Source organism: Enterococcus sp. DIV1726a (assembly GCF_051710985.1).
GTDB lineage: Bacteria > Bacillota > Bacilli > Lactobacillales > Enterococcaceae > Enterococcus_B > Enterococcus_B hirae.
Window position 1 is genome coordinate 630,232 of the sequence record NZ_JBIOLS010000001.1, and the last position, 26,313, is coordinate 656,544.

The 26,313-nt window shown below is 37.0% G+C and carries 20 protein-coding genes and 2 other annotated features; of the genes, 18 read left to right on the forward strand and 2 right to left on the reverse strand.

What is annotated here, in order from left to right; translation table 11 throughout:
* Positions 1-283: 283 nt before the first annotated feature.
* From mgtA to nhaC, 7 genes are all read left to right on the forward strand, one after another.
* A complete protein-coding gene (gene mgtA, locus IGJ27_RS02865; RefSeq protein WP_010738332.1) occupies positions 284-2,932 on the forward strand; it encodes a magnesium-translocating P-type ATPase in 2,649 nt (882 codons plus the stop codon).
* A gap of 314 nt (positions 2,933-3,246) precedes the next feature.
* The gene (locus IGJ27_RS02870) at positions 3,247-3,918 is read left to right on the forward strand and encodes an HAD family hydrolase (RefSeq protein WP_178306137.1); all 672 of its coding nucleotides are present in this window, start codon (positions 3,247-3,249) and stop codon (positions 3,916-3,918) included.
* 77 nt (positions 3,919-3,995) lie between these two features.
* Positions 3,996-4,231, forward strand: a binding site (T-box leader).
* Positions 4,232-4,270: 39 nt separating this feature from the next.
* Positions 4,271-4,508 (forward strand) — a binding site (T-box leader).
* A gap of 62 nt (positions 4,509-4,570) precedes the next feature.
* Positions 4,571-5,644, forward strand: a complete 1,074-nt coding sequence (locus IGJ27_RS02875; RefSeq protein ID WP_178306136.1) for a methionine ABC transporter ATP-binding protein — start codon at positions 4,571-4,573, stop codon at positions 5,642-5,644.
* Between the two features lies 1 nt (position 5,645).
* Positions 5,646-6,326, forward strand: a complete 681-nt coding sequence (locus IGJ27_RS02880) for a methionine ABC transporter permease (protein WP_010719905.1) — start codon at positions 5,646-5,648, stop codon at positions 6,324-6,326.
* 13 nt (positions 6,327-6,339) lie between these two features.
* Positions 6,340-7,176: a MetQ/NlpA family ABC transporter substrate-binding protein gene (locus IGJ27_RS02885; RefSeq protein WP_010738329.1), complete on the forward strand. Its 837-nt coding sequence runs from the start codon at positions 6,340-6,342 to the stop codon at positions 7,174-7,176.
* A 74-nt stretch (positions 7,177-7,250) separates the two neighbouring features.
* Positions 7,251-8,486 carry a M20 family metallopeptidase gene (locus IGJ27_RS02890; protein WP_178306134.1) on the forward strand — a complete coding sequence of 412 codons (1,236 nt, stop codon included), beginning with the start codon at positions 7,251-7,253 and terminating at the stop codon, positions 8,484-8,486.
* Between the two features lie 372 nt (positions 8,487-8,858).
* The gene (gene nhaC, locus IGJ27_RS02895; protein WP_178306133.1) at positions 8,859-10,271 is read left to right on the forward strand and encodes a Na+/H+ antiporter NhaC; all 1,413 of its coding nucleotides are present in this window, start codon (positions 8,859-8,861) and stop codon (positions 10,269-10,271) included.
* A 70-nt stretch (positions 10,272-10,341) separates the two neighbouring features.
* Here the strand turns inward: nhaC and IGJ27_RS02900 are convergent, their stop codons facing one another.
* Together IGJ27_RS02900 and IGJ27_RS02905 are read right to left on the reverse strand one after the other, a co-directional pair.
* Positions 10,342-10,785: a DUF305 domain-containing protein gene (locus tag IGJ27_RS02900; protein WP_034699754.1), complete on the reverse strand. Its 444-nt coding sequence runs from the start codon at positions 10,783-10,785 to the stop codon at positions 10,342-10,344.
* Between the two features lie 131 nt (positions 10,786-10,916).
* On the reverse strand, positions 10,917-12,254 hold the full coding sequence (locus IGJ27_RS02905) for an amino acid permease (protein WP_010719900.1): 1,338 nt from the start codon (positions 12,252-12,254) through the stop codon (positions 10,917-10,919).
* 348 nt (positions 12,255-12,602) lie between these two features.
* Here IGJ27_RS02905 and IGJ27_RS02910 point away from each other — a divergent pair, with 348 nt between their 5' ends.
* From IGJ27_RS02910 to murQ, 11 genes are all read left to right on the forward strand, one after another.
* A complete protein-coding gene (locus tag IGJ27_RS02910) occupies positions 12,603-13,490 on the forward strand; it encodes a hypothetical protein (RefSeq protein ID WP_010738325.1) in 888 nt (295 codons plus the stop codon).
* A 270-nt stretch (positions 13,491-13,760) separates the two neighbouring features.
* Entirely contained in the window at positions 13,761-14,354 is a 594-nt protein-coding gene (locus IGJ27_RS02915) for a YczE/YyaS/YitT family protein (RefSeq protein WP_010719897.1), read from the forward strand.
* A 403-nt stretch (positions 14,355-14,757) separates the two neighbouring features.
* Positions 14,758-15,966, forward strand: coding sequence for an ammonium transporter (locus tag IGJ27_RS02920; RefSeq protein ID WP_178306132.1), 1,209 nt, complete (start codon positions 14,758-14,760; stop codon positions 15,964-15,966).
* A gap of 29 nt (positions 15,967-15,995) precedes the next feature.
* The gene (locus IGJ27_RS02925) at positions 15,996-17,426 is read left to right on the forward strand and encodes an amino acid permease (RefSeq protein ID WP_010738322.1); all 1,431 of its coding nucleotides are present in this window, start codon (positions 15,996-15,998) and stop codon (positions 17,424-17,426) included.
* Positions 17,427-17,448: 22 nt separating this feature from the next.
* Entirely contained in the window at positions 17,449-18,375 is a 927-nt protein-coding gene (glsA, locus tag IGJ27_RS02930) for a glutaminase A (protein ID WP_010738321.1), read from the forward strand.
* Between the two features lie 263 nt (positions 18,376-18,638).
* On the forward strand, positions 18,639-20,087 hold the full coding sequence (locus tag IGJ27_RS02935; protein ID WP_178306131.1) for a hypothetical protein: 1,449 nt from the start codon (positions 18,639-18,641) through the stop codon (positions 20,085-20,087).
* Positions 20,088-20,300: 213 nt separating this feature from the next.
* Entirely contained in the window at positions 20,301-21,422 is a 1,122-nt protein-coding gene (locus IGJ27_RS02940; RefSeq protein ID WP_053766158.1) for a glycerate kinase family protein, read from the forward strand.
* A gap of 349 nt (positions 21,423-21,771) precedes the next feature.
* Positions 21,772-23,268, forward strand: coding sequence for an Lsa family ABC-F type ribosomal protection protein (locus IGJ27_RS02945; protein WP_178306130.1), 1,497 nt, complete (start codon positions 21,772-21,774; stop codon positions 23,266-23,268).
* Positions 23,269-23,354: 86 nt separating this feature from the next.
* The gene (locus IGJ27_RS02950; RefSeq protein ID WP_178306129.1) at positions 23,355-23,912 is read left to right on the forward strand and encodes a histidine phosphatase family protein; all 558 of its coding nucleotides are present in this window, start codon (positions 23,355-23,357) and stop codon (positions 23,910-23,912) included.
* A 440-nt stretch (positions 23,913-24,352) separates the two neighbouring features.
* Positions 24,353-25,429 carry a DUF871 domain-containing protein gene (locus IGJ27_RS02955; protein WP_010719888.1) on the forward strand — a complete coding sequence of 359 codons (1,077 nt, stop codon included), beginning with the start codon at positions 24,353-24,355 and terminating at the stop codon, positions 25,427-25,429.
* Positions 25,416-26,312: an N-acetylmuramic acid 6-phosphate etherase gene (gene murQ / locus IGJ27_RS02960; protein WP_010738315.1), complete on the forward strand. Its 897-nt coding sequence runs from the start codon at positions 25,416-25,418 to the stop codon at positions 26,310-26,312. Before IGJ27_RS02955 ends, murQ begins: the two co-directional genes overlap by 14 nt.
* The last annotated feature ends 1 nt before the right edge of the window (position 26,313 follow it).

The window sequence follows — 26,313 nt, forward strand, 5'->3', positions numbered from 1 at the left end:
AAACAATCCTAACAAACAAAAAATGGAGGTGGTTTCGTTGGGAAGTTGATGCTTTTAAAACGAAAGAGAAACAAGAACAATTCTATCAAGTTAAAGGAGATGAGAACAAATGGATGACAGTCCTGCGAAGAAAATAATGCGAGAGAAATTGCTGGCTGAGGCTATTATCTATCTGTTTTCAGCCCCTTTAAATACAGCATTTTCTCCATTACTCAACTAACTAAAAATAACCCAGCTTAAATAAGTATTGCTTATATTTACTGGGTCTAAGGAGAAAAATGAGATGGAAAAAAAGAGAGATACACAAAAAATGTATGCTGCATTTGCAGGAAAGACAAAACAAGAATTATTGAACTTCTTTCATTCGACTGATCAAGGAATGAAAGACGAACAAATTGAAGAATCAAGAGAAAAATATGGTGAAAATTCAATCTCTTATGGGAAGAAAACACCCTTTATTGTAGAAGCTTTAAAAGCTTATATTACACCATTCACCTTGGTATTGATTGCACTCGGAGTGATTTCATTTATCACAGAATACGTGTTAGCCGCTCCTGGGGATAAAGATTTATTTGGAGTAATTATCATCTTTACGATGGTCATCGTCAGTGGAACGATGACGTTGGTTCAATCTGTTCGCTCTAACCAAGCCGCAGAAAAATTAAAATCATTGGTAAAAGTAACCGCAGCAGTTAAACGTAACGGTGATTATACTGAGATTCCAATGGAAGAAATCGTTTGTGGAGACCTTGTTCGATTATCAGCAGGTGATATGATTCCTGCAGATATGCGTCTGTTGTCAGCCAAAGATTTATTTATTTCACAAGCTGCCTTAACTGGTGAAAGTTACCCTGTCGAAAAGCAAGCGATTGTTTACGATGATGAGACTTTGAGTGAAACTAGTTATGAAAATTTGGCTTTTATGGGAAGTAACGTTATCAGCGGGAGTGCTGAAGGTATTATTGTATCTGTTGGTAATGAAACATTATTTGGACATGTGGCTCAAACGCTCTCTGAAAAACCGATCAAATCAAGCTTTGAAATTGGTATTCATAAAACATCCATGTTATTAATCAAATTCATGGCTTTAATGGCACCAACAGTTATCGTTATCAATGGGTTGACTAAAGGGGATTGGCTGGAAGCTTTTCTATTCGGTTTATCTGTAGCAGTCGGTCTTACACCTGAAATGTTACCAATGATTGTTACTACGAACTTAGTTAAAGGTGCTAGCGTGATGGCGAAAAAAGGAACGGTCATCAAAAATTTGAATGCGATCCAAAACTTTGGTGCGATCGACGTGTTATGTACGGATAAAACTGGGACATTGACTCAAGATAAAATCATTTTAGAATACCACATGGATTGTTCTGGTAAAGAAGATGATCGTGTTTTACGCCATGCGTATTTAAATAGTTACTATCAAACAGGATTAAAAAATCTGTTGGATGTAGCAATTATTGATGAAGCCAAACAAACGTTAGCAACCGATAAAATCAATTACCGCAAAGTGGATGAAATTCCATTTGACTTTGAACGTCGTCGGATGAGTGTCGTTGTAGAGGACACCGCAGGTAAAACACAAATGATTACCAAAGGTGCGATCGAAGAGATGTTGAGTATCTCTAATTACATCGATATTGATGGGATCGTTAGTCCATTAACCAATGAAAAAAGAGAATCAGTTCTTGCAAAAGTGAGAGATTTAAATGAAGATGGTCTACGTGTAATCGGAGTGGCCCAAAAAACAAACCCAAGCGTAGTTGGCGAATTTTCAGTGAAAGATGAATCAGATATGGTATTGATTGGATACCTTGCTTTCCTTGATCCTCCAAAAGAAACGACGAAACAAGCACTAAAAGCATTGAAAGATCATGGTGTTGCAGTCAAAGTCTTAACTGGTGATAATGAATTAGTCACTCGTTCGGTTTGTCGTCAAGTGGGTCTGGAAATTAATGAATTGATCACTGGCGAAAAGATTTCAGAAATGGATGATCGCGAATTAGCACAAGTTGCTGAAAATCATGAAGTATTTGTTAAATTGAATCCTCAACAAAAGGCTCGTTTAACGACTGCTTTACGTCAAAATGGCCATACCGTGGGCTTTTTAGGTGATGGTATCAATGATGCACCGGCAATGAAAGTAGCGGATATCGGTATTTCGGTTGATACAGCAGTAGATATCGCAAAAGAATCAGCCGATGTGATCTTACTAGAAAAAGATTTAACGATTTTAGAAAGAGGTCTTTTATCTGGTCGAGAAACATTTGGGAACATCATGAAATACATCAAGGCAACTGCAAGTTCAAACTTTGGGAATATGTTCTCTGTCTTAGTTGCCAGCACATTCTTACCATTCTTACCAATGTTGCCACTGCAAATTCTCTTTTTGAATTTGATTTACGATGTGTCTTGTATCTCACTTCCATGGGATAAAATGGATAAAGAATATTTACATGAGCCTAAAAAATGGGAAGCATCAAGCATTGGGAAATTTATGGTGTATTTTGGACCTACGAGTTCGATTTTTGATATCACTACCTACTTATTGATGTACTTTATCATTTGTCCAGCAGTTGTAGGTGGAGATTTCCATACATTAGATGCACAACAAAAGATCGTATTTATTGCGTTGTTCCATGCAGGTTGGTTCGTTGAATCATTATGGTCACAAACATTAGTCCTACACGCACTACGGACACCAAAGATTCCATTTATTCAAAGCAATGCGACATTTGCGATGTTTACGATTACGACATTAGGAATCGTTGTAGGTTCGATTCTGCCATTTACAGGCTTTGGTGCAGAACTAGGTTTGATGCCGTTACCAGGAACTTACTGGACTTGGTTAGTCGTAACGATTTTAGCTTACTTGACATTAGTGACAATGGTCAAAAAATTCTATATTAAAAAATTTGGTGAACTATTGTAATGGTTGATGAATACCATTTAAAAAGAGGTTGTGAAGTCATCGGGTAGCTCCGAAGACAATAAGAAAGAATTTTTTGAAACAGCTTCTCATGTTTTGAAAAATTCGGGCTTATTGCAAGGAGTTGATGAATGAACACCGTTTACCCATCCATTCTCACCTCTAATCATGAGTTCGGGGCACTTCAAAAGTGCCTCGGACTCATTTTTTTCTACACCTTTCATTTTATTATGAAAGGAAAATATGATTCGTTCTGTGCAAATAACAATGAAACATGCTAAACTATGGATATTGTTTTCTGAAAGGAATAGTGAAAAATGAAAGGCGCAATATTTGATTTAGATGGACTATTAGTTGACACGGAGAAAACCTATCGTGATGGTTGGTTATGGGGATTCCAACAGTATGATTTAGCGATTCCCAAAGAAGTAGTAGATGCTTGGGGAGGTAAAAACTGGAAGCAAAGTTTTGACATTTTAGTGAAAGCAGCTGGAAGCCCTGAAAAAGTTCAAGAAGTTCGTGCTAAGCGTGAAGAATATTTTTATCAACAGCTTCATAACGGTGGGATACAATTAAAACCCTATGCGAAAGAAGTTTTAGCTGAATTAAAAAAACGTGACTTACGACTTGGATTAGCGACAACGACAGTTACTAAAAGAGCGACTGATATCTTAGCCCAATTTGATTTGGCTAATTATTTTGATACGATGACATTCGGTGATGAAGTAAGTGAAAACAAGCCTTCACCTGTTCCTTACTTGACCGCTTTAGAAAGAACAAAATTAGTTGCTTCAGAAGCATTTGCAGTGGAAGATTCTTTAGTTGGAGCTACTTCTGCTTCCCGAGCTGGGATGGGCGTTGTTTTAATTCCAGATACTAGTTTTGAACGAAATTATACAGCAGAAGAAAAAGAAAAATTAAATTTACTTGCTGAAGGAAAAGACTTACGAACTGTTATTGAAATGTTAGATAAAAAAACAACAAAATAATTCAATCATTTTTTTTGTAAACTTCTTCCTTGACTTTTAATTATGAGTACGGTAAATTATTCGCAACAACTAAATAAGTATATTCGTTGATAAGGAAAGTAAACTTGAACGATTTCTTAGAGAGGCTCTGTTTGGTGAAAAGAGTCAAATCCGCAAAGTTGAAAATGGCCTTGGAGAATAATTTGTCGATAAGTAGATAAATTCGGTCGTCGTTCAACCGTTAAACTGAACCCCAATCTCTCAGGAATGAGACGTTGGCTAGAGGGAAGGAAACTTCCGAATAAAGGTGGTACCACGATTCGTCGTCCTTTTACTAACATTTTTTGTTGGTAAGAGGATTTTTTTTATATATTTTTTTGCAATGATGTAGTAAGTACAGTTGGAAATCTTTTAACAGAGAGCTTCGGGAGCTGAGAAGAAGCAAAGAGGAACGATTGGAAAATGGCTACTGAGCATTTTACCCCAAGCATTTTGTGAGGCGGTAACGGCTGCGACCGGTATCTCGCTAGAGTATGTTTGTACTTGAAGAGGAGCGACATGTGAATGTGGCTTGAATATGAGGTGGTAACACGCAAAAAGGCGTCCTCAAGGAAATGATTGAGTTCATTTTCTTGAGGATGCCTTTTTTATTATACAACAAGGAGGAGAACGAATGATTGAGTTAAAAAACATCAGTGTCCATTTTGAGCAAAAAGGTAAAGACATTCCAGCTGTCAATGAAGTGAATTTATCGGTGTCCCAAGGAGATATCTATGGCATTGTGGGCTATTCTGGGGCAGGAAAAAGCACATTAGTTCGTGTGATGAATTTCTTACAGAAACCAACGAAGGGGGAAGTAATCATTCAGCAGACGAATTTAAGTGATCTCACACCAAAAGAATTAAGAAAAGAACGGAAAACGATTGGTATGATTTTTCAACATTTCAACTTAATGGAAAGTCGCACAATTTTTGACAACGTTGATTTCTCCTTAAAGTATACTGGGAAATCAAAACAGGAACGTCGTCAGAAAGTAAGTGACTTACTGGATTTAGTAGGGTTAAAGGAAAAAGCTTCTGCCTATCCCAACCAATTATCTGGAGGACAGAAACAACGAGTAGCGATTGCGAGAGCTTTAGCAAATGATCCCAAAATATTGCTTTGTGATGAAGCGACGAGTGCCCTTGACCCAAAAACGACTCATCAAATTCTAGCGTTGCTCAAAAAATTAAATCGCCAATTAGGATTAACGATCGTCTTGATCACCCACGAAATGCAAGTAGTGAAAGAAATTTGTAATAAAGTGGCGGTGATGGAAGCTGGACGAATCATCGAAAGTGGAAGTAGTGTTCAAATTTTTAGTCATCCAAAAGAAGAACTAACGAAAGATTTTATACGTACAGCGACTCACTTAGATCAAGCATTGGAAAAGATTACTGGACAGCAAGGCTTTGCAGAAGAGCTTACGGATAAATGGCTAGTTGAACTGAGTTATGTGGGGAGCCAAACGAATGAACCATTGATTGCCCAGTTGTATAGCAAATACCAAGTAACAGCAAACATTCTTTATGGCAATATCGAATGGCTGCAAGAAACACCGATAGGAAGCTTGGTGGTAACTTTAGCGGGAGATAGTATTCAAAAACAAAAAGCCCTAGATTATTTGATCCAATTAGGTGTCAAAGTCAATCTCTTACAAAAACATGAAACACAAGAAAGAATCAAACTCGTTGAAGGAGGCGTTTAAGATGAACGAATGGCTCAAAAGCTATCTGCCAAATGTTTATTTGATCCCAGATGAATTCATTGAAGCGACAAAGCAAACACTATATATGACTTTCTGGTCTGCTTTGATTGGGGGAATCTTGGGCATTATTTTAGGGGTGGTTTTAGTCGTTACCCGCCCTAAAGGATTAATTGAAAACCGCTTATGTTTTGAACTTTTTGATAAGGTGATCAATATCGTACGATCCATTCCATTTATCATTTTACTCTCTTTACTTGCATTGACGACTCGTTTTATTGTCGGAACAACAATTGGAGCAACGGCAGCACTAGTTCCTTTGATTGTCGGCATCGTTCCTTTTTTTGCTCGACAAATCGAAAATGCCTTGCTTGAAGTTGATCCCGGTGTTATCGAAGCTGCACAAGCAATGGGAACGAGTCCATTGGGTATCATTTTTCGTGTTTATTTACTGGAAGGACTACCTAGTATCATTCGTGTCTCAGCTTTAACGATCATCAATGTTATTGGCTTAACCGCAATGGCAGGTGCTGTAGGAGCTGGTGGTTTAGGAAATTTAGCTATTTCTCGGGGCTATAATCGATTTCAAACAGACGTAACGGTTGTTGCGACATTATTGATTTTGGCATTGGTGTTTTTAAGTCAATTTATCAGTAATTTTTTAATTAAAAAAATATCACATTAATGGAGGAGAAAAAATGAAAAAAGTGATTCGATTTGCTGTAGTGACATTCGTCGCATTATTTTGGTTGGCAGGCTGTAGTCAAGGAAAGGCAGATACAAAAACAAAAGAAACAACTGTCAAATTAGGGGTGATTGGTGAAGATACAGATGTTTGGGACGATGTAAAAGCACGTCTAAAAAAGGAGAATATTGAATTAGAATATGTAAAGTTTACCGATTATAATCAACCAAATGCGGCCTTAGCTGATGGCTCAATTGATTTGAATGCCTTTCAACACCAGTTCTTTTTAGATAACTATAATGAAGAACATGGCACAAATCTAGTTTCAATCGGAAACACCGTAAATGCCCCATTAGGAATCTATTCCAATACGATCAAAAAGATTGAGGAAGTAAAAGAAGGTGCAAAAGTAGCCATCCCTAATGATGTAACCAATGGGGGACGCGCTTTACTTCTTCTTCAATCAGCGGGGCTGATCAAAGTTGATCCATCGAAGGGGCAGACTCCGACGATTTCTGATGTGACAGAAAACGATAAAAAACTTAAGCTCACAGAATTGGATGCTTCGCAAACAGCACGTGCGCTAAACGATGTGAGTCTTTCGGTCATCAATAGTGGGGTAGCAGTCGATGCAGGGTTCACACCAACGAAAGATGCAATTTTCTTAGAACCAGTGGATGATCGTGCCCGCCCTTATGTCAACATCATTGTTGCCCGAAAAGAAGATGAAACAAACCGTACGTATCAAAAAATCGTTGATACTTATCAAACTGAAGCAACTGCTAAAGTCATTGAAGAAACGTCAAAAGGTTCGAGTGTTCCAGCATGGAAAACCTTTGGTCGTAAATGAGCATCATCAGAAAGTACAGCTCAAATGAACTAGAAATTTTTATCTGAAGCCAGCATACAAGGAGGAATTTTTTTATGACTATATCAACTATTTCAACGAATCGATCCAGTTTATTGAAAGAAGCGATCCAAGAAAGATTACCAGAATATCAAGCACTTGCCTTGGATATCCATCAACATCCAGAAGTGAGCAATTACGAATTTTATTCATCTGCTGCATTGATTCGCCAGTTAGAAAAAGAAGGCTTTACAGTTGAAAAGGAGGTCGCTGGACACCGTACAGGATTTGCTGCTAGCTATCGCTCAGATAAACCAGGTCCGACGATTGCATTTTTAGCTGAATTTGATGCACTTCCTGGAATTGGACATGCGTGTGGACATAATCTTTTTGGAACGTATTCCGTATTAGCCGCGAGTATCATTAAGAAACAAATTGACGAAATTGGTGGTGAGATCCGAGTGTATGGAACACCAGGGGAAGAAGGAGGAGAGAATGGTTCAGCGAAAGGGAGCTTTGTTCGTGAGGGATTATTTGACGATGTGGCGGCTGCTTTATGTGCTCATCCAGCTTACCGTTACGGAAAAACAACCGAATCGCTAGCTAATGATCCAGTTGATATCAAATTTTATGGAGTTGCTTCTCACGCTGCTGCAGCACCCGAAAAAGGAGTAAACGCATTAGAAGCACTGATCCAAGTTTTTAATGGTATCAACGCACTACGATTACAATTACCTAAAGATGTCAATATCCATGGGATCATCACTAACGGCGGAGTTGCTGCTAACGTCATCCCTGAATATGCTGCAGGACGTTTTTATTTACGTGCTGGCAATCGCCAAACATTAGATATAGTCTTTAAAAAAGTGGAACAAATCGTGAAAGGGGCTGCGTTGAGTACGGGCACAAGCTATGAATTTGATTTGTTTCAAAATGCGGTAGATCATATGATTCCGACACCTTCTTTCGATGAGTTGTTTTTTACACATGCAAAAGCAGCTGGAGTTCCAGAAACGGAAATCGATGTAACAGAAAAGACCAGCTTAGGGTCCTCTGATGTAGGGAATGTCAGTCAAGTGATTCCGACGATTCAACCAACTATTTCGATTTCAGATGAGTATATCGCTGGACATTCGGAAGAGTTTAAAGCAGCCGCAAAAAGTGAAAAAGGGTTGGCATCGATCGCCATTGCAGCAGAACTATTAGCGTCTACCGCTTTAGATTTATTCGAACAACCAGCTTTATTGACAAAGATTCAGGAAGAACACCAACAACTTTTAGAAAAAAGTCAGTTAACTGGTTCGACTTTTTAAATAAATAATGATTTATGATTTGAAAAAAATAGTCATTTTGTATTGACAAAAAATCTCGCAGAAGGTAAACTTCATGAAAGTCAACTTTTCACATAGTAGCGTTTCAGGTGTTTTGTTCAGAAAGTCGGTGGTAGCTGCGAACCGATCAAGCCGAAATGTCGAATTACATGAAAAGGAATAAAAACTAAATAGTTAAATCAAAGTGAAAAACAGAACTGTTTTTAATTAAGGTGGTACCGCGGAGTCATTCGTCCTTAGTTGAAAATAGTTCTTTTTGTTTGATTAGAGGGGGAAATGCCCATGAATTGTGGCGGAGTCATTCGATATCTATTCTTTTTTAGTACTTCGATTAACTAAAAAAGGAGAATGATTATGAAGAAAAAAGGAAAACCGAGTTTTAAAGAAGCTGTATTTGTCTTATTGGTGATTGTGGCAAGTATAGCAATTGGGGTTGTCGGATTAAAATTATCACCAAACATTACGATCTTAGCAGCAATTGGAATGATCATGCTTTACGCTGTAGTGAAAAGATACCCAACAGAGTGGTTACATGAAGGAATTATCAATGGAATCAAACCGGGAATCATTCCGATTTTTATCTTTATATTAGTCGGCGCACTGATTGCGGTGTGGATCCAAGCAGGAATTATCCCGACACTTATGGTTATTGGTTTTAAATTGATAAGTGTCAAGTGGTTTGTTCCTTCTGTATTTGTTGTTTGTGCTATCGTCGGTAGTGCAGTAGGGAGTGCTTTTACTGTCATGTCAACGATTGGGATCGCATTTTTCGGTATTGGTACGACATTAGGAATTAATCCAGCGTTAGTCGTGGGATCAATTGTTTCAGGTGCTGTTTTTGGAGATAAAATGTCTCCTTTGTCAGAGTCAACCAATCTAGCCGCAGCAATCGTTGATGCCGATCTATTCAAGCACATCAAACATATGATGTGGTCTACGGTTCCAGCTTTTGTCGTTTCCTTCTTTTTGTTCATGGTTCTTGGACACACAAATAGAGAAACTAGTCTAACGGCTATCCGAGAAGTCACTGATATCCTGGAAGCAAACTTTACAATTTCTTTTTGGTCGTTGATTCCCTTGTTCTTAATGTTATTATGTGCTTGGAAAAAAGTACCAGCTATCTTGACTATTCTGTTAAATATAGCTGTGGCGGTGGGGATGATCTTTATTCAGAATCCGCAAACTTCTCTTAGTAGTTTAGCGACAGTGATTGAATCTGGATTCGTTGCAACTACTGGCAATCAACAAATTGATTCATTACTTAGTCGTGGTGGGATCGAAAGTATGATGCCAACTGTTTCTTTGATCATTTTAACATTATCACTTGGTGGATTACTCATTGAATTCGGTTTGATTTCAACTGTTATGGATGTCGTTTCTAAGAAAATGACCAATACACCAAAATTGATTTTCACCACATTGATGACAAGTATTGGTGTCAATCTCTTTATTGGAGAACAATTTTTATCAGTTATCTTACCTGGGAATGCGTTCAAAGAGACTTACCAGAAAGCTGGGTTTGACCCAACTGTTTTAGGTAGAACGTTAGAAGATGGTGGCACAGTGATCAATTACCTTGTACCTTGGGGAATTGCGGGCAGCTTTGTAGCTAGTACCTTTGGGATTCCAACCCTCACATACTTACCATTTGTCTTTTTCAGTTTACTCTCACCAGTTTTTTCAATGGTTAGCGCCTTTACTGGATTAGGGATCGCAAAAATAGACGAAAAGCCGAATGGAACGCTTGGTATCGATACAAACGAATAAACTTTCGGAATATTTGAATCAAAAAAACGCTCAAAACAGCAATGTTTCGGGCGTTTTTTTTACGATATATTTATTTTTGTTCTTCAATCAACTTCTTCATTTGTTCGATTTCTTTTTCTTGCGCTTCGATGATGTCGTTTGCTAATTTCTTGACTTCAGGATCTTTCAAATTGGCACGTTTACTGGTTAAAATAGCAATCGAATGATGAGGGATCATGGCTTTCATCCAAGCGACATCACTGACTGTTGTTTGACTACGGACCATAAACAAAGAACCGGCAAATACTAAGACACTTACCCCTAAAATGATTTTGTTCAATGTTTTATTCTCATACATTTTCCACATAAATAAGAGCATGATGATCGCCATTACAGCGCCCATCATCAATGCCATGAACACCCGTGTACGACTAAAGAAAAGATGATCGATCGAGTAGACATTCAAATACATCATACCAAACATGATGACGGTCGATACCCCAATCATTAATAAAAATTTCCAATACTTTTTCATTTAAAAACACTCCTTTTATTTTTTCCCCAACTTTTATCTTCTCAGCTTACAAAAAAACAAGCAACTAAATTGTTTGGTACAACTTAGTTGCTTGTTTTTGGCTTAAGGAACTCAAGCTATTTATAGGGCTTTTAAGCAAAGATATCATTTTTCTTGCGGTAGCTAAAGAAAATCACCAAGTAAAGAAGGGCAGTCAATAATGTCACACCAATTGAATTAGTGAAGAAGATTCCCACAAAGATCAATCCTAAAACTACGATTGCTAATAAGTTTACCCCTTTCTCAAAAAGAGAACCTTTCTTTAAAGCAAGGATAAATGCTGCAATACTGATCATAAGCCAGATGACTAAGACAGTGTAGGAAAGAGAACCAGCCAAATAGCCAAATAGTTTGTCACCAACAAAGTAAGAAAGAACAACGCCTAAATATAAAACACTTGCGCAAAATAATACGGAACGTTGTGGAACATGGTGTTTATTTAAAACAGATAGTTTTTTTGCTGCACCTTTTTTGTCTTTTAAACGGAAATACAGCAAACGTGAAGAAGCATATACACCTGAGTTGATGGAAGAAAAGAGCGCTAAGATGATCACAAAGTTTACAAGATCAGCGGCAAATGGAATATGCATTTTTTCAAATACCATCACAAATGGGCTAGCAGATGAGTTTGCCAAGGTATCCCAAGGGAAAATGATTAACAACAAGAACAATGGAATGATATAAAATGAAATGATTCGTCCCATTACTCCACGAATTGCCTTAGGAATCGCTTTTTTGGGATTGTCGGCTTCACTTACTGTGATCGCAATCAATTCTGAACCACCATAAGAATATATAACTACGAGTAGCGAGTTGACGATTCCTTTCATACCATGAGGGGCAAAGCCACCATGATCCGTAATACTGTTTAGTGTAGGAAAGACCCCAATGTCAAACATTTGATGACCTACTAGGTATATCCCGAAGATAATCAACAATATGATTACGCTGATTTTAGCAAATGCCAACCAATACTCAGTTTCAGCAAATAACCGCACAGAATATAAATTAATCAACGTTGTCAACACGGCTAGAATTAAGACAAATGTCCAAGGTGGAATCGTTGGAAACCATAATTGTAAGAAGGATGCTGCCGCTACAGCTTCGGCAATAATATTGATCGTCCATAATGAATAGTAAACCCAGTCGATAAAGTCAGCAGAATGGGCACCTAAAAAAGGTCGAACAAGCCCCGATAATCCATGCTGGGTATCCCCGTCATCTAAAACTAATTTACCAAGACCATTCATTACGATGAATAAAACAGCCCCACCAATCAAAAAAGCAATCAAGACACCAGGACCGGCAATCCCAATAGCTTCGCCACTTCCTTTAAATAGTCCCGCACCAATAGCACCCCCCAGTGCTAGCATCGTGATGTGTCTGGAACTTAGTTGTTTTTTTAGTTTGTTTGTTTCAGTTTTCTCCATAAGCAACCCCTTTTCTAAGACTAAACTATTGACGACGAAACAATCGTAGTCAAATGATTGATAACTATATTAAGTAGAAAAATAACTTTTTATATCATAGCAAATTATCTGACAATTTCAACAATTCTGTAAATAAAAATTTCTACTTTAATGAAAACATCATATGTTTGTCATAAATTTCCTATGTAAGCGTAAAACTTGATAGTAGGAGCAAACCCTAATAAGAGAGCGTTTTGTTTGTCTTTTCCTAAGGGAAGAAATTATGATAGCAAAAAATCACTAATTTTCATGTTACTATTGAATTAATCAAATGAACCATAATGGTCATAGGAAAGTGAGGAAACCAGAATGTCAAAATTGCCTATCTTATTGGTTGCAAAAGATAAAGCGTTGTATTTTTTACCCTCGATTGATTCTTTAGATGTCATTTCGGGAAAAGATTTATTAGATCCAGTGTATTTTAATTTTTTCCATCCCAAATTGAAAGAATATGAATTGATCGTTTTTTTAGATTATGGATTCGAAACGGAAATAGCTGCGAAGATCCGCCCTTATACAACAGCTAAAATCGTTTTATACTTTTGGAATCATTTGAAAGAAGAGGAACACTTTCGAATGCTTCAACAAGCACAAAACGAATCGGCCGTCGATGAAATATACCATTTTGACCGGATAGAGGCGCAAAAACTTGGATTACGCCACAATAGTTCATTTTATTCTAAAAAGATGAAGATTCCTCAGGTGGAAGTCACTTCTGATTTGTTTTTTGGTGCCACTGATAATGGTCGTAAGGAGCTAGCAGAGAGCTATCGCAAGGAATTTGAACAACGTGGACTTACAACCAATTATTATATTTTACCTTCACGAGGAAATGAGCAGGCGAATTATCTTTCTTACGCAGATTATTTAGCATTGACCGCACAATCACAAGGAATTTTAGAACTCATGAGAGCAGGACAAAAAGGAGTCACTTTACGAACTTTTGAATCTAGTTTTTTTGAGAAAAAGTTAGTGACTGACAATGAAGCAATTAAAAGCTACTATTTTTATAATCCTCAAAATATCTTTTTACTTCAGGAACGAAATTTGGATGAATTGCCGGAATTCCTGCATTCACCTTTTCAGCCCGTTGATCCGAACATTTTAAACTTTTTTGATGTCAATAATTGGGCTCAAAGGTTCTTATGGCTAGATAAAGTAGACTTTGAAAAATATGAGTATCATAAAGAAGATTAAGAATGTATGGGTGAAAAAGCTGGAAAAATTTTTTAGAAAAACAGTCGTTCTTTTAACGATGTAAACCTTTTCTCATTATACCAGATAAATCGCTTATTTTTACGTTAATTATTTCAGTGGTAGCCGTAATAGTTGATAGTTATTTCTTCCTATTTAATAGTAAAATAGGCTCCATAGGTTTAGTTGGCGTATCAGATATGATAAATGTATCGTCATTTGTTTAATATCTGATTGTTCAACAAGCGGATCTTTTGGTTTGATGGAGGAAAAATGAATAGATTAGAACGAAAAAAAATAATACAAGTGATTTTAGGGACAAGTATGATTGCATTAGCGATCACATTATTGATCACTGCACATAAAGGCGCAGATACGATCAGTGTTTTTTTATTAGGTATGTTGACGTTGATTGATATTCCCTTTTGGGTAGCTAGTTTGTTGTTTAATGCAGTAGTGTTAGGAATCGTTGCTATCTTCAATCGAAAAGAATTAGGGATCGGTAGTTTAATCAATGGTTTTGGATTGGGATTACTGATTGGACAGATTGAACCATGGCTAAATAAACTTTCAGTTAACATGACTGGCTATTCGATCATGGCAGTTCTTTTAGCCCCTATTTTATTTGGGGTTGGAGCGGGATTATATGTTTCTTCAAACAAAGGATCTGCCGCACTAGAAGCACTGACTCAATTGCTTTATAAATTTACGGGATTCAGTTTAACTTTTATTCGGATCGGTTTAGATGCACTAATGGTCGTTGTAGGCGTATTATTAGGTGCCCCTATTGGTATCGGAACACTTCTATGTGTACTAGCGATTGGACCAATCTTTGGATTAACACTAAAGCAATTGAATAGAGTTTAAACGTGTGAAGCAATTCTGTGCAAATCGAACATCATATTTATATGTATTACATAGAAAGAGTCGGATTGATATCCAGACTCTTTTTTGTTTTGTTTACTAATGATTCAGTTTAATGAAAAAAATAAAGAGAAAGTTTATTTTTGTTCAAAAAGTTGAACGATAACAAAATAAAAAAACAAAAAACAGCATTATTTTTGTGCGGATTTTCTCTGGAAATCCATCAGACAGCTAGATAAAGTGATTAAAAAAACGGATACATATTAAATAAGGTAAGACTTTTAAGAAGTAATTAGACCAATATTTTAGTTTATTTCGGATTTGACGATACAAAACGCAAAAAGATAAACAAAAAACAGATGTTAAAATTTCTTATACTCAAACCATAGAAAAGAGGTGAAAACGAATGAATCATTTACCTATCAATACAGGTGATACAGCATTTATGATTTTATGTACCGCAATGGTTTGCTTGATGACTCCTGGCTTGGCATTTTTTTATGGCGGGCTGGCACGGAAAAATAACATCACAACTATTATGGCACAGTCGTTTCTTTCAGTAGGAATAACAACTTTGATGTGGATATTTGGTGGTTTTGGATTAGCTTTCGGTAGAGATATCGGTGGACTAATTGGTAATCCAGCTGACTTTTTTTTAATGAAGCATGTCTCTAACGCACCTAATTTATTACATGGAGCAACGATTCCTTTTTTGATGTTCTTTTTATATCAATTGATGTTCATCGTAATCACCGTTCCATTGATGACGGGGGCCTTTGCTGGAAGATTGAATCTTAAAGGTTATGTTTTGCTTTTGATTTTTTGGAATATTCTGATTTATTTCCCTGTTTGTCACTGGATATGGGGAGGCGGATTTTTAGCACAATTAGGCTTCCGAGATTTTGCTGGTGGTGCTGTCATCCATACAACTGCAGGTTTCGGCTCGCTGGCATGTATTTTGACACTTGGACAAAGAAAGATCCCTACTTCTGAACGATCAGGACATAGTAGTTTGATGGCAGCAGCTATTGGAACAGGTCTTCTTTGGTTTGGTTGGTTTGGATTTAATGCTGGAGGGGCACTCCGAGCAGATTACCAAGCGGTCAATGCTTTTGGTTCAACTTTTGTTGCGTTGGCATTTGCGATGATGACGTGGTTGATCTTAGCGAAAATCAGAGGGAATGGTTTTGATTTTGTCGACATTTTAACTGGTTCTGTCGCTGGACTTGCAACAGTTACACCGTGTGCAGGCTATATCAATCCAAGAAGTGCCATCATCATCGGAATCATTGCCGGAATTGTTTGTCAGTATGCTGTTGCATTTCGTAAGAAGAAAAATTGGGATGATGCACTTGATGTATGGGGTGTACATGGCATGGGTGGTTTTACTGGAACCATCTTAATTGGGCTTTTTGCTACAAATGCTCATTTGCTCTCTGATTCACACAGCTGGTTCCTATTAGGTGTTCAAATCATCGGTGTTTGTCTAGTTGCCTTATACGCTTATGCGCTCACAGCAGGTATCTTAAAGAGCATCATGTGTCTAACGATCATCACGACGACGAAAGAAGAACAAGAAGAAGGATTAGATTTCACGTTTTTTGAAAATAAATAAATTAAATATAGTAGAAAAGAGGAAGTTTCATGCAAGAAAGCAAAGCGAAAATTCCTGCGAAGAAATTAACATTTTTTGGTTTTTTAGCCATGACGATCTCAATGGTTGTCTCACTTTATGAGTACCCAACATTTGCGACATCGGGCTTTAGTTTGGTTTTCTTCCTGTTGCTAGGCGGTTTGTTATGGTTTATTCCGGTAGCATTATGTGCGGCTGAAATGGCAACTGTTAAAGGCTGGGAAAAAGGCGGTGTCTACACTTGGGTAAGTCGCACGCTAGGTAAAAGATTTGGATTTGCTGCCATCTTTTTCCAATGGTTTGAAATCACAGTTGGTTACTTAACGATGTTGTATTTCCTGACAGGAGCATTATCTTATGCAACAGGAATCTCTGCGATTCAAAATAATAAGTTTTTGAAATTAGCGATTCTTTTAATTATTTTTTGGGCTATTTTATTGTCTCAATTAAGAGGGACAAAATATACTTCATTGATCGCTCGGATCGGGTTTATTGCAGGGATTTTGTTACCAGCACTAGTTCTATTCGGATTAGGTATCCACTATGTGGCTTCTGGCGCACCCTTACAAACGACACTATCAATGAAAACATTGATACCTGATTTTTCAAAATTACCAACATTAGTCGTTTTTGTTTCATTTATTTTAGCGTATATGGGGGTAGAAACTTCTGCTAGTCATGCAAATGAAATGGAAAATCCTAAAAAGAATTATCCACTAGCGATGTTCGTATTAGTTATATTAGCGATTATTTTGGATACATTTGGTGGATTGACAGTGGCAACAACTGTTCCTCAACAAGGATTATCACTCAATACAGGGGTTATTCAATCTCTTGAATTTTTATTGCGACACATTGATCCTAGTCTTGCTTGGATTGCAAAAATTCTTGCTATCTTAGTGTGCTTAGGGGTTATTGGAGAAATTGCATCATGGGTCACTTCACCATCTAAAGCCTTACATGTGGCTGCCGAAGAAGGTTTATTACCCGCACATTTTGCGAAAGAAAATGCTTATGGTGTACCGGCAAACTTAATGATTGCTAATGGGATCGTTGCATCCATTTGGGCAACTGTCTTTACATTAAGTGGTGGCGGAAATAATTTATCCTTCCTTGCAGCTATGTCACTAACAGTAGTTATCTATTTGATGCTGTATTTTATGTTTTTTATTGGCTATTTAAAATTAGTTTACAAAGATGATTCATTAGAACGGGCTTATCAAGTGCCAGGTGGAAAAGTTGTCAAAACCATTGTCGCTTGTTTAGGATTATTGACTTCACTATTTGCTTTTTGTATTTCTTTTGTACCACCTTCAAGTATTGCTGCAGGACAACATGGAATCTATGAAACGATTTTAGTCATTTCATATCTCATTGTTGCAGTTATTCCTTTTACGATTTATGCATGTCGTCATAAATTTCAACATGCAAATAATAAATAAAAATTGAAAGCTGGTTATTAAAATGGATGTCAAAGAATTAGAACAATTGATTGGGAAAAATTTCCACTACTATCAAACAGGACATGTAGCAGATTATATCCCAGCGCTTGCGCAAGTAAATCCGGAACAATTAGGAATGGCAATTTATGATTTGAAGAAAAATCAATTAATCGAAGCGGGTGATTCGCAAGTTCGTTTTGCGATTGAAAGCATGTCAAAAGTCCCCGTATTATTATTAGCCATCCAAGATAATGGCATCGATAAAGTCTTTCAAACGATCAATACAGAACCAACAGGTTTTGCTTTTAACTCGATTTTGAATATGGAACTCAATCATCGTCATCATCCAATGAATCCATTTGTGAATGCTGGTGCGATTGCAACCACTTCTTTGATTGCCGGAAAAGATCCAGAGGACAAATTCAATCGTATTTTAGCTTTTATGAAAGAAATTTGTGATGATCCTCAAATTACATTGAACGAAGAAATTTATCATTCTGAATCAAGAACTGGGGATATTAATCGCTCCTTGGCTTATTACATGAAAGGTAATCAAATGATCGACGGAGATGTATCAGAAATCCTCGATGTGTATTTTAAACAATGTTCAGTAAATGTGACTGCTAAAGGGATTGCCAAGTTAGGCGCTGTCTTAGCGAATAAAGGTATTGCTCCTTGGAGTGGACAACAAATCATTACAGAAGAAAGCGCAACGATTGTCAAATCAATTATGACAACTGCAGGATTGTACGATGAATCAGGGGAATTTTCTGTTCATGTCGGTGTTCCAGCTAAAAGTGGTGTCGGTGGGGGCCTAATGGTAGCTGTTCCTAATTATTATGGCATGGGTGTTTTCAGCCCAGCATTAGATGCTTTTGGTAATAGCGCAGCTGGAATCCAACTTTTAAAAGATGTTGTCGAAAAACTCGATGTTGATATTTTTGACTAAAATTAGCGAGAAAGTATTAAGCAGAATGATGAAAGACAGATTCCTCCTTAGTTGAATCTTTTTTTACTCGATATAAAAAATGCTTCACTGTCATTTATTTATAGTTAATGATTGGTTTGTTCGGGCTGGGAAGAAGCTTTTTCCCAGCTCAGACTTTTTTATTTTGTTTTTGTAAACGTTTTCCTTTTAAGGAAATAAAAAAAATGGGTTTTAAGTAATATGTTTAAATAAGTATATATATAAATTAGAGGAGCGAAAAAGGCATGTTGGAAAATTACATTGAGCGGAATATTTCGAGAAAAGTCTATCTTTGTGAGCAATTATTTGAATTTCAAGAAATAGATATCGAATATATTGCCAAAATGTTAGGTGTGACAATGCCTACTGTGTTACACGATCTTGAAAGTATCACCGAATGTTTAGAATATTGTATCGAAGACATTAAGCGAGAAAAGCATATCTATAGAGTCATATTTAAACATGGTATTGAATTATCAGAGTTAACACAGTTTTTATATGGACAATCGTATTTTTTAAAATTTTTAAGTTATTATTTTAGAGGGCAATTCACTAGTACGGAATTATCAGATCTTGAGTTTATCTCTTTAAGTAAAGTTTATACGATCAAAAAGACAGTCTTAGATTTCTTTAAAGCTAATTCCTATTTAAGAAATAAACAAATTATCATTCCTGAATTTGACGTGCGAAATCTTTTGCTTTCCTTAGTGAGATACATTAATTGGGAAGGGTATGAAAATAAAAATCATCAAGTAATAGATGCTTGTCACCAATTGATTGATTTTGTCGAAACACATTTTTTCAAACGAAGATATTCTGAGGAAGATAGATTTTTGATTGTTCGAGGAATTGAAATAGCGATTGGACGTAAAGAATATCCTCTTTATTTTGATGAAGAAGATAAAAAGTCAGCTGAAAAAAAGCCTTTATTTCATATTGTTAGCCAAGGGTTAGCTGAACAAAAAGAACATTTAGATATACAAGAAGAAGACGTGTATTATATTTTTTCGTTATTTAACACACGAAATTATACGAACGAAAATATGGAATTATTGAAAAAAGATTTTGAAGTTGTTTATACCAGTTTCATTGAAAACACGCCTTGTCTCCATGAGCTAATCGAAAAAATTGTAACTAGAATTGACAAAAATTGTAAAAATGATTTTATTTTAAAAAAATCATTTTTACAGTTTATTCGTACGATCTGGGCAGATGGTCAAGTATTTCTCCCTGATCAAATCTATTTATTAACTACTGCAGAAAAAAAACTGTATGAGGATATCATAGTTATTCTCAATGATTGGAAGGAAACATACTATCCAAAAGTAAGATGGAATCACAACTTGATCAGAAAATTTGTCAAAAGTATGACATTGATTGCAGACGAAAAAGAAGAACAACCTACTGAAATTTTCATTGTGGCTCCTAGTGTTGTAAAGCAAATTTTTTATCGTGAACTACTCATGTCCGAAATGAATGAATATACTGAATTGAATCCAATGATTTATCATTCGTTAGAAGAATTACCAGATGAATGCTTGTATTTTACGCACAGAATCGTGTATTGTGATTATACTGTATATCAATGTGGATTTGACACTGAAAACACGAGGGTGATACCAATTTCTTTGAACAGGAAATATGAGCATCTTAATACCACATGGTCGGTTGTTTCAAATAAAAAGCACTTATAAACAGCAAGAATCAAATAGCAATAATCGAAAGTGGGCGTTCAAGAAGGAAGTGAATTCTTGAACGTCACTTTTCTGTTTTTAGAAAACAACATCAATGGTTTCTAAGTTCCATCCGAGTATTGTTTTTTGCAAATTTTCAACTTGTATTGGTTGTCAAAAAAAGAGAAACATGTCTTACTAGTAATGAGAGCAACGTACAGAGGAGGAACGACAATGACGATCTTAGCAGCCATTGATTCATTTAAAGGAAGTGCCTCATCGTTTGAATTAAATCAAGCAGCTTTGAACGGCTGGTTTTCAAAAAAAGGAGAAAAAATCAATCGCCCGATTGCTGATGGAGGAGAAGGAACAGCAGAGGCGATCTATCATGCTTTAGGTGGTCAATGGCGGGTAATCGAAGGGGTAGATCTGCTTTTTCGAAAAGTAAGTTGCAGATATTTACTCACGGTTTATGCGGGAAAACGCCTGGCAGTGATTGAATCAACTGAAGTAATCGGTCTTGATTTATTAAAGGAGCCAACTGATCAAACGATTCGATCAGCTTCTAGCTTTGGCTTGGGAGAACTTTTGAAAGATGCTTTGACACAAGAGGTTGATCAGGTGATTGTCACATTAGGTGGGAGTGGCTGTTCAGATGGTGGCTTAGGTCTGTTGCAGTCGCTAGGAGCCAAGTTAGTTGGGGCTACAGAGGGAAATCCACTGCTGACGACGAAACGAATCGAGTGGGGCAAAAGCCGTGAAAAATTCAAAAAGGTTCAATTGCTAGTTGCTGCTGATGTGACAAGTTTTTACAGTGGCCCACAAGGAGCAGCTCAAATTTACGGTAAGCAAAAAGGTGGTACAAAAACAACTTTAGCATTTCTTGACAAACAGGCAACGAATTTAACCGAACAGATAAAACAAACGACTAATATTGATTTAAATGCTGTTTCTGGAAGTGGGGCTGCTGGTGGAATCGGTGGAGCGTTATTGCTTGTCGGTGGTAAAATGGTTTCTGGTTTTTCACTTGTTGCTCAACTGATTGGTTTAGAAGAAGCCATCAAACAAGCAGATCTCGTGATCACAGGTGAGGGACGAATCGATCAGCAGACGATCAATGGGAAAGTACCATATGGTGTAGCTAAACTGGCAAAGAAACATGGGAAAAAAGTTATTGCGTTATGTGGCAGTCGCGAAAAAAATCTTGGACGATTAGATGAATTTCTGCCAAGTGTTTTTAGTATCCAGCTAGGACCGATTGAATTGAAAAAAGCCTTAGATCGTCAAGAAACCCTCGAAAAAGTAGCGATTATGACACATAATCTCAGCCGATTAGTGGAAGATGATTTATCTTAGTTGACAGTTTAAAAATAATTATGTTAACCTAATGACAAATAAAACGAAGTGAGGGATCTTGCCATTGAAAAACTAAGTCAATGATTGAAAGCTGCATTAAGGCTATTTTATTAATGAGAAAAGTGCATAAATTACATTAATCAAGATGTTTGAGTGAAGAGAAACGGTCTAACGATTGCCCGTTGAAGCTTGCTCACGCAGAATTTAATGTGAAAAACACTTACTCAATAAAAAATAGCAGGCAGATTTTCAGAATTGGCGAGTTTTCATTGGTGGGGTCTCTTTTTGTATCCCTTCTTTGGCGACCAGTTCTGAAAATAGGACTGGTCTTTTTTATAGGAGGATATAAATGTCGAAGATAGAAATTAAAAATTTAACTTTTGGTTATGACAATCAAGTGCTACCCTTATTTGATCAAGCTACATTGAATTTTGATACCACTTGGAAATTAGGATTGATCGGTCGGAATGGACGTGGAAAAACGACATTATTGAACATTTTACAAGATAAACTACCTTATCAAGGACAGATTATCCATCAGCAAGAATTTAACTATTTCCCTCAAGAAATTGGAGAAGAAGCACAATTTACTTATGATGCGTTGAATGAGATAGCTGATGTTGAACTTTGGGAAATCGAAAGAGAACTACAATTAATGGAAACTGACCCAGAGATTTTGTGGCGACCATTTCACACACTGTCTGGTGGTGAAAAAACAAAAGTACTCTTAGCGCTGCTTTTTGTTGATGATCAGCATTTTCCTTTGATCGATGAGCCGACGAATCATTTGGATTTAGTCGGAAGAAAACAAGTAGCTAATTACTTGCAGAAAAAAAATCAAGGATTTATCGTGATCAGCCATGATCGCGGATTTATCGATGAAGTGGTCGATCATGTATTAGCAATTGAAAAAAGCCAATTAGAACTGTATCAGGGGAACTTTTCAGTATATGAAGAGCAAAAGCAGTTAAAAAATGAGTTTGAGATTGCCCAAAATGAAAAAATCAAAAAAGAAGTCACGCGCTTGAAGAAAACTGCAGCAGAAAAAGCAGAGTGGTCCCGCTCTCGTGAGGGAGATAAGACGAAAAAAAGCGTTGGGTTTATCGATACTGAAAATCGTAGAGTGAATCGTGGTGCAATTGGTGCGGATGCCGCTCGAACGATGAAACGCTCGAAAGCAATCGTGAATCGGATGGAAACGCAAATCGGGGAAAAAGAAAAATTATTGAAGGATATCGAATATGTAGAGCCTTTGACAATGAAAGTCAAAAAAACACATCATAAACGATTGCTGACTGTGGAGAATTTACAACTGGGGTATCAACAGCTGCTTTTTTCGCCCGTTAATTTTACGATTGACCAAAACGAATGTGTGGCGTTGACAGGGGCAAACGGTATAGGGAAATCTACGATCATCCATTATCTTTTAGACGATTTTGATGGAATAACTGCAGGTACGATCCATAAGCCTAATCAACTAACGATCAGTTACGTGCGTCAGAATTATGAAGATAATCGCGGTACGCTCAGTGAATTTGCAGAAAAGCAAAAAGTTGATTATCAAACATTTTTAAATAATCTCCGCAAGTTAGGGATGGAAAGAGAAGTCTTTCATAACCGAATTGAACAGATGAGTATGGGGCAACGTAAAAAAGTTGAACTAGCCAAGTCGCTTTCTCAAGAAGCGGAATTATATATTTGGGATGAACCGTTGAACTATTTAGATGTCTTCAATCAAGTCCAGTTGGAGCAACTGATTTTATCGTTTAAACCTGCAATGTTGGTTGTGGATCATGACCAAGTCTTCTTAAATAAAATAGCTGATCGACTCATTTCACTCAAATAACTCATTGTCATCAATAAGTAGTGAAACTTGTTTTGCTCATTGGTTATGTTACAATCGAGCCAGAACAAACAAAGGAGCGTTGAATAATGTTATATGTAACTAGACATGGCGAGACAACTTGGAATGCAGCAGAACGGGTCTGCGGGAGAGCAGATGCCCCGTTAACAGAAAAAGGGCAAAAACAAGCGGAGAAATTGGCTGAAAAAGTTTCAGAATTACAAGTCCCAGTCACGAAGATTATCCATTCCCCTTTACAACGTGCAAAAGATACAGCGCAAGCCGTTGCCGATAAACTTCACTTGCCAATGGAAGTAGATGAACGGTTAATCGAAATGGATTTTGGGGAATACGACGGGATGCCAAGTCATGAAACAATCTTTCAAGAAGCACGACAAGAATTTGCGGTGCGTTTTCCAAATGGTGAATCAGTGTTAGATGTTTATGCTCGAGTTGTTCCATTGATCGAAGAATGTCTTGCTGATGAAGAGAATGTCTACCTATTAGTTTGTCATAATGCGTTGATTCGTATCATGAACGCTTATTTCCATCCTATGCCAAATGAGACATTCTTTGATTTTTTTGTTGAAAATACGGAATTAGTTACTTTTCCTAGTAAACATGAGCTGAACACTATAAAGTCTTAACTCATTTTTGGCGGGTAGCAGCGGAGTCAAACATTCGTATCATGAATCAAAAAAATAGTTGATTTCTGAAACCGATAAGCGGAAGAATCCAAAAATAGTTTTTGCTATTTTTGTCATTCTTCCGTTTATTTACGTGGCTTTTTGTCAATAAGGACTGATGAGTTGTATAAAATCAAATAGAGGTCAGAAGGAACCAATGATTGATGCGTATTTTTGTTCTGTCATTCAGCGCATGAAACACTTTTTAGTCGGTGTGTCGTTCTTTCTTTAGTTATATAATTAGCCATTAATCTTTGAAATCGCCTATCATTATCAATCAACGAAAACGCTTTTAGAAATAAAATTAATTTATTTTTATAAAGATGTTGAAATTTTATTTCACAAGAGGTATACTCTGTTCATAGAAATGAATACGGATACATCGCGTGAGGGGGAGACAGATGTTTGGTTTTTCGATCTTTATGAATGAAGCTTTAACGATAGAAAAAAAAGCTTATATCCAAAAGATGGCAAAGAATGGGTTTGATGGGATATTTACTTCTATGCATATTCCTGAAGATGATGCTAGTTTATATAAAAAACGGTTAACAGAACTAGGCGAATGTGCCAAAGAAAATCAATTGGATCTAATGGTAGATATTTCTGGAGATGCTTTAAAACATGCTGGGTTTTCGATGGCAGATTTAGAGCCATTAAAAAAGATTGGCGTTACTGGGTTACGAATGGATTATCATCTTTCAAATGAACAAATTGCGAATTGGAGCCATCAAATCAAAATCAGTTTAAACGCCAGCACGATCACTCCACAAGATGTCACAGAATTACAAGTCGCTAATGCAGATTTTTCTCAACTTGAAGCATGGCATAATTACTATCCGCGTCCCGAAACCGGATTAGATCGGAAATGGTATCAAGAAAAAAATCATTGGCTAAAAGAACAAGGCTTTACAATCCAAGGTTTTGTGGCAGGCGACGAAGCATTACGTGGTCCGTTATATCAAGGTTTACCTACTTTAGAAAGTCATCGACATGTCCATCCTTTAGCTGCTGCGCTAGATTTGATGTCATGCGATACAGATTTGATTTATATCGGTGATGGCGGACTTTCAGAAGAAGTTCAAGAACAATTTGCCATGTATCAAAGAGAACAAACAATTTTACTACATGCTGAAGTAATTGATGCCCAGTTTTACGAGTATATTTTAGGAAACCATATGAATCGGCAAGATGAAGCAAGAGATGTTATCCGCAGTGCGGATGCACGGTTTAGAAACATCCCTCAAATTCCTCCTCGGGATACGAAAGAACGAGCAAAAGGAACGATTACTTTAGATAATGAACGATATCTTCGTTACATGGGGGAAATTCAAATTACTAAAAAGGATTTACCAGCAGATGAAAAAGTGAATCGGGTCGCTCAAATAAGCGAAGCCGAGTTACCGCTACTTGAGCAAATCCGTGCAGGGGTAAATTTTAAAATAATTAGAAGAGAAGGAAAAACAAATGAAGCAAATTAATTTAGAAAATCTAACAACAGAGCGACGAAATCAACAAACATTTGGACTTGATGAAATGAGTGTTACCCAAGCAGTTCAGCTAATGAACCAAGAAGATCATAAAGTAGCCGAAGCCGTTTCAAAAGAATTGGCTAGCATCGAACCAGTGATCCAACAGACGATTAAATCTTTCCAACAAGGTGGTCGATTGATCTACATGGGTGCCGGTACAAGTGGCCGTTTAGGTGTGCTAGATGCTGCAGAGTGTGTACCAACATTTGGTGTAGAACCTGAGATGGTCATTGGCTTGATTGCTGGTGGTGAAGCAGCCATGACAGTTGCGGTTGAAGGAGCAGAAGACTCTTTAGAGTTAGGGAAAGAAGATTTAGTAAACTTAGGATTAACTGAAAATGATATGGTCATCGGGATTGCCGCAAGTGGTCGTACACCGTATGTGATTGGCGGTTTAGATTATGCTCGTACAATCGGTGCGACTACTGCTACAATTTCTTGTAATAAAAATGCTGAAATCAGTCAACATGCCGATTATCCGATCGAAGTTGATGCAGGACCTGAGTTTCTAACCGGTTCAACTCGCCTAAAATCTGGTACAGCACAAAAATTGATTTTGAATATGATCTCAACAATTAGTATGATCGGGATTGGCAAAGTATTCAATAACTTGATGGTCGATGTGAAACCGACCAACGAAAAATTGATTGAGCGTTCAAAACGAATCATTATGCAAGCAACAGAGGTTGACTATCAAACCGCTGAGAAGTATTTTAATGAAGCAGATAAAAATGTGAAATTAGCGATCGTGATGATTTTAACCAATAGTGATAAAGCGACAGCAGAAGAAAAATTAGTTGAAGCAAACGGCTTTGTAAAAGGAACCTTATGAG